Here is a 12,091-nt window from a genome sequence, read left to right on the forward strand (position 1 = left end):
ATATTATTTCTATCTAGTTTATAGAAGAGATTTTTTACAGGGAGGGAGGTCAGTTTGTATCAGACAAAAAAATTTTCAAAAGACATTTGACAAAATGAAGCACTAATATTAAAAATTCTGTCACATTCAACCAACGAATTTATTATGAAAAAAGCTAACTGAATTAACTGGTTTGATTCAACCACCTTTTTAACCCAGAAAGCGCTTACACTGTAAATTCACTACTTTTGTAAACGGACAAGACCAAGTTTAGGCAATTTATATGATTGTATTTATCAGCATTAATTCCATCGTATCTTTTGTTGTAGAAGATTGGAAATGCCTTTTGACAAAAAAGATGATTGTTTATTTTGCTTTTATTCTCTCGATAATAAGCATCTGCTAAATTTTAAACAGATTTTTGTAAAGCAATACTATTAACTTCTTTCCATTCACCATCTCATTGGCTTTAGTTATGCCTTAAGGTGAGAGTTTTCTGTCGGGATATGATAAAAGGGAGGTAAAACAAATGTCTGTTGAAGAAAGAGAATTAAAAATTGAAGTAAAATTGCCTACTGACATTTCAAAATTTGGTTATACGCAAGAACTGGATCGAACGATGAACGTTTGGCAACTAACGGCATTCGGACTAAATTATATGGTTCCTATTGCTCCGGCAATTATTTTTGGATTGTTGCTTCAAACCTCAGGTGGAACGGTAGCACTTCCCTATTTGCTGGCTGGAGTTGCTATGCTTTTTACTGCCTTCAGTTACTCGGTCATGGTCAGGAATTTCCCGCTTGCAGGGTCAGTTTACAGCTATGTTGGACGAGGATGGAACCCACATTTGGGATTTATATCAGGATGGGTATTAACATTGGATTACATATTAATCCCAACGGTTACTGCATCTAGTTCAGCCTATTTTGCCCAACAATATTTTCCCGGAATTCCTTATTGGATTCTTTTAGCGATTTTCTCAGTCGGAACAGGGTTATTAAATCTATTCGGTGTTGAATTAATATCCAAATTGGGATTAGGACTTCTCATACTTGGCGAATTTGTTGTTTGGCTTTCCATCATTATTTGGGCTCATGCTGTCCATGGTGGAATGGGAACTGGGACTTTATTTAGTGCTGAACCCTTTCATTTTACCAATTTTTCCACTTTAGCTGCTGGTACTTCACTAGCCATCTTTAGCTTTCTGGGCTTTGATGCGATAACTACCTTAGCGGAGGAAACGAAGAGACCCAAGAGGGATATTCCAAAGGCAATCTATTGGTGCATTGGGATTGGAACAATAACGATGTTTGCATGCGGATATTTTGGGATGCTCGTCATTCCTGATTGGAAATCTCATATGAATAATGAAACCTGGGTAAATACCGTATTATTCCAAGTATCAAAAATGACGGGTGGAAATGGTTTTGGAATCTTTTTTACAGCAGGGTATTTAACGGAATTAGCTGTCTTTAATCTTGTGGCTACTGCTGCAGGAGCACGCCTTTTATATGGAATGGGTAGAGACAATCTGCTGCCAAAAAATGTATTTGCAAAAGTGAACAAAAGATGGAAAACACCTCATTGGAGTATCCTTATTATTGTTTCCATCGAATTTATATTAGGTCTTAGTTCAAACATGGCAACACTTTCAAATCTAGTAAACTATGGTGCGTTATTCGGATTTGCTGCATTAAATTTTTCAGTGGTTTGGCTATACTATGTGAAGAAAAAAGGAGAGTCATCAATAAAACTTGGTAGTATTCCAAATTGGAAACCATCAGGAATTAGTCATTTCCGTTATTTGGTCTTGCCAATCATTGGATTCCTTATCATCTTGTATGTATGGATAAGTATGGATCGATTGGCACAAATCATTGGCACTTCATGGCTTGTCATTGGAATCGTCTACTTGGCAATAAAAACGAAAGGATTCCGTAAGCTTCCGCCACAATTAGAATTATAGAATGATAACTTAATAAAACATTTAAGCAGGAGGAGATCCATTCATGTTGACGCCTTTAAAAGGGAAAACCGTGATCGTAACAGGGGCAAGCAAAGGGATTGGGAAAGGAATTGCCGACGTTTTTGCAGGGAAAGGAGCAAATGTGGCCGTTGTTTCTAGGAATATAGAGATTGCAGAGAGCAGCGCAGAAGAAATTCGGAAAAACGGAGGAATTGCAAAGGCATTTGCAGGGGACGTATCGAGCCTTGATTCCATGAAAAAAATGGCTAATGATGTAGCTTCTTCATTTGGAGGTGTGGATATTCTTTGTTCCAATGCAGGGGTATTTCCAAACTCCTCCATTGAGGATATGAGTATTAATGAATGGGATCTTGTTATGAATACGAATGCTAGAGGTGCCTTATTTGCTATTCAGGCTTGCCTTCCTTTTTTAAAAGAAGCTGAATTTGGTCGTATTATCCTTACATCATCGATTACAGGACCTGTTACTGGCTACGCCGGTTGGTCGCACTATGGAGCAAGCAAGGCGGCCCAGCTTGGATTTATGAGAAGCGCCGCATTGGAGTTGGCTCCATACAATATCACGATTAATGCGGTGATGCCAGGGAATATTTTAACCGAGGGATTAGTAGAATTAGGGGACGATTATATAAATAGCATGGCAGCCACAGTTCCAATGAAACGAATTGGCAAAGTTGAAGATATTGCTTATGCAGCCCTTTTTTTGGCCTCCAAAGAAGCAAATTATATTACAGCTCAAACAATTGTAGTGGATGGGGGCCAAATTATTCCTGAAAGTTTAGATGCCTTAGCCTAAGTGGATATAAAATAAAACAAGAAACCCTCCCTTTTGAAAAAAGGAGAGGGTTTCTTGTTCATAGTAATCTGGGATTTCAATTTACCCATATTAAATGGATTAAGAGTTATAAAAGATTTCCCGAAATCTTTCAGGTGATAAATTGGTGAAATTTTTGAATGAGTGAATAAAATGCGACTGATCGTGGTAGCCTTGTTCAAAAAGTATTTTTGACAGATCATAGTTATGATCATTGAGCATAACTTTTAAGGCGTTTTGGAATCTAACAATCAGGCTAAATTGTTTCGGAGAGACTCCAATTTGTTCTTCGAATTTTTTTCTTAAATATCGATCCGTATAGCCGATATCGTCAGATAACATCTCAATTTTTATTTGTCCTTTGGTGGAGTAAATCTTTTGAATTGAATATTCGATGATGAGCTGGCTGGGAGATTTTTCTGCTTGACGCTTTTCCATAAGACTTTCAAACAATTGGATTCTTTCCTCAAAAGTTTGAGCCTCGACAATTTGTTCGGCAAATGTGGGGTCCATCTTGATGACATCGTTAAGGGGAATTTTCTGATCCAGTAATCCTTTCATATTGTAATGAAAGTAAAAAAGTTGTTGTTCAGGATAAAAGCGGACTCCAAAATAGTCACAATCCTCCCGAAAGCCTTCTTGAATTCTCATTCTTTTGGACGGGGTTGTCCATAAATAAACTTCTGGTTGGCTTGGGTGACAACAAAACAAGAGATCGAACGCACCGTCTGGGATGATGGAAACGAGCTTTGCCCCATTTTGCTTTATCTTAAACTGGAAAAATACCGCGATATTTCTTTTACATAAAAAACTTGTGGGTTTTTTCTCCAAGTAATAGTCAGAGTTTTTTTCAATTTCAGGTTGAGATGGTAAATAAGAAACTGTTTTTAGCTGACTAAATAAATTCAAACTTCATAACCTCCCTCAGTAGACTGCTCCAAGATTATTTAAGAATAGTTGAATCTATGTATTTATTCTTTTTTTATTATACAAATTACTAGACATAAATTAAAGAATATTATTCTGAATGTTCCGATTTTTACAATAACAATAATTTTATTGATGTTATAGTAAGCCTATCAAGTAGAAAAAATGTGATATTACAAGGAGTGATACTGATTGTATTCGACTAAAGAAATATCGAAAGAACAAATAATTCAACAATCTATTGAATGGTGGAATCCAGGAAAAACAAAACAATGGCAAAAGGATGGCGTTGACTTAGTTATTGGGAAACGAGAGGGCTACTATTTTTACGATATGAATGGAAATAAATTGATGGATGTCCATTTGAATGGAGGTACATACAACTTAGGTCACCGGAATCCTGAAATTATTTCAACCTTAAAGAATGCATTAGAAGAATTTGATATCGGAAACCATCATTTTCCATCCATCACTCGGGCGCAGCTCGCAAAGGCACTTGGAAAGGCTACTCCCGACAGCCTTCACTACTCCATTCTTTCTTGCGGTGGGAGTGAAGCAATCGACGTTGCCTTAAAATGCGCCAGATACGCTACAAAAAGAAAGAAATTTGTCTCAATCATCAACGGGTATCATGGCCATACCGGATTAGCTGTATCACTAGGAAATGAGCGGTATTCAAAGCCGTTTTTAAGTGAGGGGGACCCATCGGAGTTTATTCATGTCCCATTTAATGATTTACATGCGATGGAAGCTGCATTAAGAAACGAAGACGTTGCCTGTGTCATTATCGAAACGATCCCGGCAACATACGGTTTCCCTCTTCCTGAAAAAGGTTATCTTTCGTCCGTGAAGAGGTTGTGTGAGAAATATGGAACACTCTATGTTGCCGATGAAGTTCAGACTGGTCTTATGCGCACAGGGAAACTTTGGGGAATCGAACATTATAATGTGGAACCCGATATATTGGTCACTTCGAAAGGCTTTAGCGGGGGAATCTATCCAATTGCTGCAACGGTAGTAAGTAAGAGGGCGGGCCAGTGGATGAATGAGGATGGGATGGCACATATTTCTACCTTTGGAGGTTCTGAACTGGGATGTGTTGTAGCAATGAAAGTATTAGAAATTTCCCAAAGAGAAGAAGTTGTCCAAAATGTGAATTTTGTTTCCCGCTATTTACGATATGAATTGGAGAAGATCAAGCAGCGCCATTCAGACTTCTTTGTTGGAATTCGTCAATTAGGTGTAGTGATGGGGCTCGAATTTGATCACCCGCAAGGTGCCAAGCATGTGATGAGTTCACTATATGAAAATGGTGTATGGGCCATCTACTCCATGCTTGATAATCGCGTTTTGCAGTTCAAACCAGGTCTTCTTTGCGACAAGAATTATTGTGACGAGCTGCTGGAACGTTGTGAGCTTGGAATTAAGCAGGCAGCAAGAAAACTGGGATATTAATTGAAGAACTGGATTAGGAGGGAGAAAAAATATGGGAGTAGCAAATGAACCATCCTATGCAGGTGTGTTAAATATCTTTCATGAAGTGGCAAAAAAATCACTCGGATTGTATCCAAAATTAAACAATGCAAACACCGAGCTCTTAAATTACTCAGAGAACGCTACCTATCTAGTGAGAGATTTTGCCAATAATAAGAAATATATTTTACGAGTCAATCGTCCTGGTTATCACACAAAGGAAGAAATTGAAAGTGAGTTACTATGGTTAAAATCAATCAATAGGGATAGCCCAATTACTGTTCCTTTACCTTTCCCCGGTTCAAATTGGGAGGATGTTCAGGAAGTCCATTTACACGATGAACAATCACCATTTTATTGTACGTTATTTGCTTTTTTAGAAGGGGAATCGCCAAGTGAGGAAAATGAACAAGAGTTAATCGTGCAATTTGAAAATCTTGGTGAAATTACTGCCCATCTCCACAATCACAGTATAAATTGGAAACCCCCGCAAACAATCAATCGCTGGTCCTGGGATTACGAAAACGTCATAGGGAATGATCCTATATGGGGCAGATGGCAGGATGGGAAGGGAATAACCCCTCAAAGACTCGAATTGTTCCAAAAGGTATCGGAAGTGATCAAACACCGGTTAGATCAATATGGAAAATCTAATGACCGCTTTGGTTTAATTCACGCCGACTTGCGCCTCCCCAATTTAATTATTGAAGATAAAGTCATTAAGGTGATTGATTTTGATGACTGTGGATTTAGCTGGTACATGTTTGATTTAGCCACTTCATTAAGTTTTATTGAGCATCAACCATATGTGCCCGAACTTATTCGTGCATGGGTAAAAGGATATCGTAAGGTTCGCCCGCTATCGAAACAGGAAGAAGATGAGATTCCAACCTTTATCTTAATGAGGAGGTTAATGCTTATCGCTTGGATCGGCAGCCATGATAACCCAACCAGCCAAGAACTCGGAAGTAAATATACAGAGCAAACGGACGCATTAGCCATTCGATATTTAGAAAGATTTAATTTGTAAGCACTTTAATTTTTTTGACAAACCATACTGAGCTATAAAGATTTGCTGAATGGAGGGCAGGACTGAACATGAATGAAACGATAATTAAAGAAATTACCAAACTCGTTCTCTTAAAGATGGAAGAGCATGCTGAAGCTTTTCCTCTTAATAAAAATGAAAATAACATAACAAGTTTCAAGAATTGGGGAAAAGAACATCAGCCGTACGCTGCCAATCCCAAACCACTTTCAAATGAAGAGATAAAATTGTGGAATACCATTTCCTCAAGCTTGATTGGCGGTAACGATGAAATTCTTTCGAACGATAAGCCTTCAGCCATTAGGTCACTGGAGGCAGCAGAGTTGAAAAAATGGGAAGAAGTAGCTGCCATTATTAGAAAAACTGCAACGGAAAATGGAGCAAACACAGAAGGACAAGTTAAGTTATATTCAACATTTATTAAAAGGTAATTTGCTATGAAATAGGTTGCAAGTTAACAAAATGGAGGAATGAACATGACAAGAATAATAGATGGAGCTTTAGGGATGATTGAAACAAAGGGGCTGGTAGCTGCATTAGAAGCATCGGATGCAATGGTGAAAGCTGCAAATGTAAATTTAATAGGAAAAGTGCACGTCGGTGGTGGAATCGTCACGGTTATGGTAACAGGAGACGTGGGAGCAGTGAAAGCTGCAGTAGAATCGGGAACTGCTGCTGCAGAACGTGTCGGACAGCTATTATCCACACACGTGATACCTCGTCCGCACAATGAATTGGAAATTATTTTACCTGGATCTGATAAAAAATAATAGATTTTCCAAACGGCATTTGGTAGTTTCGTTATTTTGGGATTCATATCCCTGCCACTAGCTTGGACATAGAAATCTTTAGATCATTTTTGAGATGAGGGAATGATGTTGTACGGTGCGATTGGATTGCTCGAAACAATTGGGGTGGCAATTTCTATAATAGCAGCAGATGCTATGTTAAAAGCGGCAGACATCACAATAATTAAACATGAGACAAGAGATGTTGCACTTGTCACCCTTATGATTGGCGGCGATTTGAGCTCTGTCAGGACAGCAATTGAAGTGGGAGCCACGATTGCAAAAAAAAACGACTCCCTTCTAACATCCGGGGTTATGCCAAACCCGGACCTTGAAACAAATCAGTTTTTTCAAAAAGAAGTAAATTCGCGTTGGGTATCCCAGTTAGTTCAATAACAATCTATATATTTTAAGGTAGTGATGACATGTATGCAGTAGTCGACCATGATTTACTTGCACTACAGGAAATGAGAGAAGTCGTTCGAAAGGCCAAACAGGCTCAGCTTAAGTATATGTCGTTCTCACAGGAACAGGTTGATCGAATTGTTAAAGCAGTCGCAGATGCAGCCTATGCACATTCGTATGAATTAGCTGTTCTTGCAGTGAAGGAAACTGGTATGGGCGTGATTGAACACAAAAAGATGAAAAATGATGTCGCCTCTAAAGCAGTATATGAATCAATAAAAGATGAAAAGACGGTTGGCATCATCAGGAAAGACAAGGTCAAGGGAATGGTTGAAATCGCCGCACCATTCGGTGTGGTTGCCGCGATTATCCCAACAACCAACCCAACCTCAACAGCTATTTTTAAAACGCTGATTTCTTTAAAAACACGGAATGCCATTGTGGCCAGCCCACACCCGTATGCCGTGAAATGTACAACCGAAGCTTTGAAAATTTGCGAAAAAGCTGCTACCCGGGCCGGGGCGCCAAAGGGGCTAATTGGCTGGCTATCCTTTGCTTCCATGGAAGCAACACAGGCACTAATGAAGGATAAAGATGTTAATTTAATCCTTGCTACGGGCGGAGGCGGACTCGTTAAAGCTGCATACAGCTCCGGGAAGCCGGCTTATGGAGTCGGGCCAGGAAATGTTCCCGTTTATATTGAAAAAACAGTAAAAATAAAAAAAGCTGTTTCAATGATTGTCGATAGCAAGACATTTGATTATGGAACCATCTGTGCGACGGAACAGTCGATTGTCGTGGACCAGGAGATTGCCACAGATGTGATTCTTGAGTTGAAACAGAACGGGGCATATTTTTTAAATCCGGAAGAAAAGAAAAAAATGGAAAAGGTGATTTCACCTGTACCAGGAAAGGTAAATCCTGCGATTGTCGGAAAAAGCCCTGTAACAATTGCTGAGCTTGCAGGAATTTCAATTGATGAAACCATTCGTCTTTTTGTTGCAGAGGAAACTGAAATTGGCAAGCATGTCCCTTTCTCCTTAGAAAAGCTATCGCCGATCTTTGCTCTTTATCGTGCAGAAAATACAGCCGATGCAAAAAGAATCTGCAACCAGCTGCTCGATTTGGGAGGCAGAGGCCACAGCCTTTCGATTCACACGGAAAATGAGCATGTGGCTAAGGAATTTTCCCTGGACATGCCTGTATCAAGAATCTTCGTCAACACGCTTTCAACAATGGGGGCAGTTGGAGGCACTACAGGTTTTGACCCATCCTTTACATTGGGGTGTGGGTCGTTCGGAGGCAATATCACATCAGACAATATTACCGCCAGGCATTTAATGAATATAAAAAGAATGGCTTATGGAATTAAAGAAGTGTCAATCCCTAAAAAAGGAATAATGAATCCAGACCGAAGTACAGCACTGCTTCAAGAGTCAGCCCAGCAGAATCAGATTGTTGAAGAAGTAATCCGTGAAATGGGCTTAAATGAAAATTATCAGGCAGCTGATATTGCCCGAATTGTCGTACAAGTTGTAAAGCAATTCAATAAAGATTAAGGAGGAAGATAAAATGCCAAGAGAAATGACAGCACTTGGAATGATTGAAACGAAAGGTTTGGTAGCATCCATTGAAGCAGCGGATGCAATGGTGAAGGCGGCAAATGTGCACCTTGTTGGAAAGGTCCATGTAGGCGGAGGAATCGTGACCGTGCTCGTTCGCGGCGATGTGGGTGCAGTAAAAGCGGCGACTGATGCTGGGGCAGCTGCAGCCAATCGGGTAGGTGAAATCTTGTCAGTCCATGTGATTCCAAGACCTCATAATGAGCTGGAGATAATTTTGCCACAAATTCCTACGGCAGTCCCTTCAGAAAGTGAACCAGATTTATCAGCAATACGATAGGATATTTTAACTATTTGGGGTTTGCCAAAAGTGAGGTGAAAACAAAATGGAACATCCCTTGCTTCAATCAATCGTTGAAGAGGTTCTTCAACAGTTGAGCGAAAAGCAGGCAACTTTAGAACAGGACCTGATTCCTATAGCTGTATCTGCCCGCCATGTGCATGTGTCAGAAAAAGATCTGGCTGTTCTGTTTGGAGCCTCTTATCAATTGAGGATAAAGAAACGGCTTTCCCAGCCCAATCAGTTTGCTGCTGAAGAAACGGTAACAATCGCGGGTCCAAAAGGAACGATTGAACGCGTTCGTGTCCTTGGTCCGGTAAGAAAACAAACGCAAGTGGAAGTAAGCATAACAGATGCGAAAAAGCTTGGACTTGACCCGCCACTCCGGCAATCTGGCCACCTAAATGGCTCCAGTCCAGTGACCATCATAGGACCGAAAGGAAGCCTCTATTTACATGAAGGCCTTATCATTGCGCAATCGCATATTCATACAAATCCTGCAGATGCGAAAAAGTTTGGATTTGAAGATGGCGGTTTTGTTACGGTGCGGGTGGATACTGCACGGCCCATTACATTTGAGAGGGTTTTAGTCCGGGTTTCACCTTCGTATATGACTGAAATGCATATTGATACGGATGAAGCTAATACCGGATTAATCCAAACAGGCCAGCCCGGGAGGATTATTATGCACCGGCAGCCGCAGAATATCCAGGGTTCCCCAAATATTAAGGATTTTCCGGAGGAACGTTCGAATCATCAGGTTTTTGGTGGGAAATTATTGACCGATCATGAAGTACAAAGATTTCCAGGTAAAAATATATATATTAAAAAAATGAGTATTGTTACCCCATTGGCAAGGGATACAGCCCGCATTACAGGGAAGAAAATTGTGATTATTGATGCATAAGGTGGGATGACATGCGGCTTGGGATTGTGATTGGTAGTATATGGGCAACAAGGAAAGAGGATGGCATGACCGGATTAAAACTCTTAGTAATACAGCCCATTAAACCGGATGGGACTTTTATAAAAACACCGATTATTGCGGCCGATCGAATTGGTGCCGGCAAGGGGGATCAGATAATATTTGCAGAAGGCAGCTCAGCGCGGGCGATAGTGCCTGACGGTGTTTCTCCTCTTGATGCAGCGATTATCGGAATTGTAGATCAGACAGAAATATGATAGAGAAGGTGAATAGAATGGCAAAAGCAATCGGAATGATTGAAACCTACGGGTTAATAGCTTCGATTGAAGCTGCAGATGCTATGCTGAAAGCGGCAAATGTCACCATTGTAAATCAGGAAAAAATAGATGGTGCACTTGTTTCGATTTTGGTTGAAGGTGATGTTGGTGCGGTACAGGCTGCTGTTGAAGCGGGAAAAGAGGCTGCAGCAAGAGTGGGTGGGCTGCGGGCTGCACATGTCATACCAAGGATAGATAATGATATCTATGGAGTCATGAAAAAGTCTAAATAATTGGCAGGAAATAAATGGGACGATTCTGTAAGAAATCTAAAGGCATTGCCTAATTACGAAAAAAGAATGGAAGGAGGAGAAACATGGTTTTTAAACGCCCAAAAATTGCTGTAATCGGGGCTGGCCATACGGGTGCAACAACCGCTCTGATGCTTGCGCAAAAAGAACTAGGGGATATTATTCTCGTGGAAATACCGGAACAGGAACAGCCAGTAAAAGGAAAAGCACTCGATATTCTCGAATCTGGTCCTATTTTACGTTTCAATGCCAATGTTAAAGGAACATCGGATTATGCCGATATCGAAAATGCTGATCTTGTCATTATTACGGCTGGCATTCCACGAAAACCGGGCATGAGCAGGGCGGATCTCGTCTCAACCAATGCGGGTATCATTCACTCCATTTCTCTTAAAATCGCAAAATATGCACCAAATAGTTACATTCTTGTCTTAAGCAATCCGGTAGATGCGATGACCTACGTTTGCTATAAGGCAACACAATTTCCAAGGAACCGGGTGATTGGCCAGTCAGGTGTTCTTGATACAGGAAGATTCAATACTTTTGTAGCAGAAGAGTTGAATATTTCGGTTGAGGATATCTCGGGATTTGTCCTGGGCGGCCATGGGGACGAAATGGTCCCGTTAATCCGTTTTTCATATGCTGGAGGAATTCCGCTTGAAAAGCTGATTTCGAAAGAGCGCCTAGACAATATAATAGAAAGAACTAGGCATGGAGGGGGCGAGATTGTTACTTTATTAGGAAATGGGAGTGCCTATTACGCTCCATCCGCCTCTCTTGTCATCATGGCAGAAGCAATCATCCGCGACAAAAAGCGCATTCTTCCTGCAATCGCTTATTTGCAGGGGGAGTATGGCTATAAAGATTTGTGCTTAGGAGTTCCAACAATAATTGGCGGAAATGGAATCCATAGTGTAATAGAACTTCCATTGAATATTAATGAAAAAGAGGCCCTTGACAGATCCGCTAAATCAGTGGAAGCCATTTTACCTATTGTAAACACTTGACTTTTTAACCTTATGTTAATTGGGTATAGTGAAATGCCATATTATAAAATGGGTGCCTGTTCCTCTTTCAAAGTCAATAACTTTTAGGACAGGCATTATGTTCGTTTTTTAAAGGTGTAATATACATAGGAATAACCAGGGCGAAGGAATATCTTTGCTTTTCTTATTAGGGGAATCTGAGTCACGGGGTATCTTAATCAAATATTACTAGAGAGAAACAGGAAGAAAATTTAAATTGAAATGATTAATTAGGGCCAATCATCAATTA

General features: G+C 40.2%; 14 protein-coding genes. 13 read left to right on the top strand and 1 reads right to left on the bottom strand.

Annotated features, from left to right (window positions below; genetic code table 11):
• The first annotated feature begins 508 nt into the window (after positions 1-508).
• Together V7161_RS26150 and fabG are read left to right on the top strand one after the other, a co-directional pair.
• On the top strand, positions 509-1,945 hold the full coding sequence (locus V7161_RS26150; RefSeq protein WP_335715733.1) for an APC family permease: 1,437 nt from the start codon (positions 509-511) through the stop codon (positions 1,943-1,945).
• 43 nt (positions 1,946-1,988) lie between these two features.
• Positions 1,989-2,762, top strand: coding sequence for a 3-oxoacyl-ACP reductase FabG (gene fabG / locus V7161_RS26155; RefSeq protein ID WP_335715734.1), 774 nt, complete (start codon positions 1,989-1,991; stop codon positions 2,760-2,762).
• 99 nt (positions 2,763-2,861) lie between these two features.
• Here the strand turns inward: fabG and V7161_RS26160 are convergent, their stop codons facing one another.
• Positions 2,862-3,689, bottom strand: coding sequence for an AraC family transcriptional regulator (locus tag V7161_RS26160; protein WP_335715735.1), 828 nt, complete (start codon positions 3,687-3,689; stop codon positions 2,862-2,864).
• A gap of 210 nt (positions 3,690-3,899) precedes the next feature.
• Between V7161_RS26160 and V7161_RS26165 the strand changes: the two genes are divergently transcribed.
• From V7161_RS26165 to mdh, 11 genes are all read left to right on the top strand, one after another.
• Positions 3,900-5,162, top strand: a complete 1,263-nt coding sequence (locus V7161_RS26165) for a class-III pyridoxal-phosphate-dependent aminotransferase (RefSeq protein WP_335715736.1) — start codon at positions 3,900-3,902, stop codon at positions 5,160-5,162.
• A 31-nt stretch (positions 5,163-5,193) separates the two neighbouring features.
• The gene (locus tag V7161_RS26170; RefSeq protein WP_335715737.1) at positions 5,194-6,210 is read left to right on the top strand and encodes a phosphotransferase enzyme family protein; all 1,017 of its coding nucleotides are present in this window, start codon (positions 5,194-5,196) and stop codon (positions 6,208-6,210) included.
• Positions 6,211-6,278: 68 nt separating this feature from the next.
• On the top strand, positions 6,279-6,659 hold the full coding sequence (locus tag V7161_RS26175; protein ID WP_335715738.1) for a hypothetical protein: 381 nt from the start codon (positions 6,279-6,281) through the stop codon (positions 6,657-6,659).
• 45 nt (positions 6,660-6,704) lie between these two features.
• A complete protein-coding gene (locus tag V7161_RS26180; RefSeq protein WP_289984028.1) occupies positions 6,705-6,998 on the top strand; it encodes a BMC domain-containing protein in 294 nt (97 codons plus the stop codon).
• A gap of 102 nt (positions 6,999-7,100) precedes the next feature.
• A complete protein-coding gene (locus V7161_RS26185) occupies positions 7,101-7,412 on the top strand; it encodes a BMC domain-containing protein (RefSeq protein WP_335715739.1) in 312 nt (103 codons plus the stop codon).
• A gap of 29 nt (positions 7,413-7,441) precedes the next feature.
• Positions 7,442-8,980 (top strand): aldehyde dehydrogenase family protein, encoded by a 1,539-nt coding sequence (locus V7161_RS26190; protein ID WP_335715740.1) that lies wholly within the window; start codon positions 7,442-7,444, stop codon positions 8,978-8,980.
• A 13-nt stretch (positions 8,981-8,993) separates the two neighbouring features.
• Entirely contained in the window at positions 8,994-9,323 is a 330-nt protein-coding gene (locus V7161_RS26195; RefSeq protein WP_335715741.1) for a BMC domain-containing protein, read from the top strand.
• Between the two features lie 46 nt (positions 9,324-9,369).
• Entirely contained in the window at positions 9,370-10,230 is an 861-nt protein-coding gene (gene pduL, locus V7161_RS26200) for a phosphate propanoyltransferase (RefSeq protein ID WP_335715742.1), read from the top strand.
• A gap of 11 nt (positions 10,231-10,241) precedes the next feature.
• Positions 10,242-10,505, top strand: coding sequence for a EutN/CcmL family microcompartment protein (locus tag V7161_RS26205; protein ID WP_335715743.1), 264 nt, complete (start codon positions 10,242-10,244; stop codon positions 10,503-10,505).
• 17 nt (positions 10,506-10,522) lie between these two features.
• Positions 10,523-10,798, top strand: a complete 276-nt coding sequence (locus tag V7161_RS26210; protein ID WP_335715744.1) for a BMC domain-containing protein — start codon at positions 10,523-10,525, stop codon at positions 10,796-10,798.
• 83 nt (positions 10,799-10,881) lie between these two features.
• Entirely contained in the window at positions 10,882-11,823 is a 942-nt protein-coding gene (mdh, locus tag V7161_RS26215; RefSeq protein ID WP_335715745.1) for a malate dehydrogenase, read from the top strand.
• Positions 11,824-12,091: the final 268 nt, after the last annotated feature.

Origin of the sequence: Neobacillus drentensis, from assembly GCF_036965425.1 — a bacterium.
Taxonomy (GTDB): Bacteria; Bacillota; Bacilli; order Bacillales; family Cytobacillaceae; genus Neobacillus; species Neobacillus drentensis_F.

Coding starts and splice junctions, on each gene's coding strand:
- V7161_RS26150 (WP_335715733.1), top strand. CDS start 509: ATGTCTGTTGAAGAAAGAGAATTAAAAATTGAAGTAAAATTGCCTACT.
- fabG (WP_335715734.1), top strand. CDS start 1,989: ATGTTGACGCCTTTAAAAGGGAAAACCGTGATCGTAACAGGGGCAAGC.
- V7161_RS26170 (WP_335715737.1), top strand. CDS start 5,194: ATGGGAGTAGCAAATGAACCATCCTATGCAGGTGTGTTAAATATCTTT.
- V7161_RS26175 (WP_335715738.1), top strand. CDS start 6,279: ATGAATGAAACGATAATTAAAGAAATTACCAAACTCGTTCTCTTAAAG.
- V7161_RS26180 (WP_289984028.1), top strand. CDS start 6,705: ATGACAAGAATAATAGATGGAGCTTTAGGGATGATTGAAACAAAGGGG.
- V7161_RS26185 (WP_335715739.1), top strand. CDS start 7,101: ATGATGTTGTACGGTGCGATTGGATTGCTCGAAACAATTGGGGTGGCA.
- V7161_RS26190 (WP_335715740.1), top strand. CDS start 7,442: ATGTATGCAGTAGTCGACCATGATTTACTTGCACTACAGGAAATGAGA.
- V7161_RS26195 (WP_335715741.1), top strand. CDS start 8,994: ATGCCAAGAGAAATGACAGCACTTGGAATGATTGAAACGAAAGGTTTG.
- pduL (WP_335715742.1), top strand. CDS start 9,370: ATGGAACATCCCTTGCTTCAATCAATCGTTGAAGAGGTTCTTCAACAG.
- V7161_RS26205 (WP_335715743.1), top strand. CDS start 10,242: ATGCGGCTTGGGATTGTGATTGGTAGTATATGGGCAACAAGGAAAGAG.
- V7161_RS26210 (WP_335715744.1), top strand. CDS start 10,523: ATGGCAAAAGCAATCGGAATGATTGAAACCTACGGGTTAATAGCTTCG.
- mdh (WP_335715745.1), top strand. CDS start 10,882: ATGGTTTTTAAACGCCCAAAAATTGCTGTAATCGGGGCTGGCCATACG.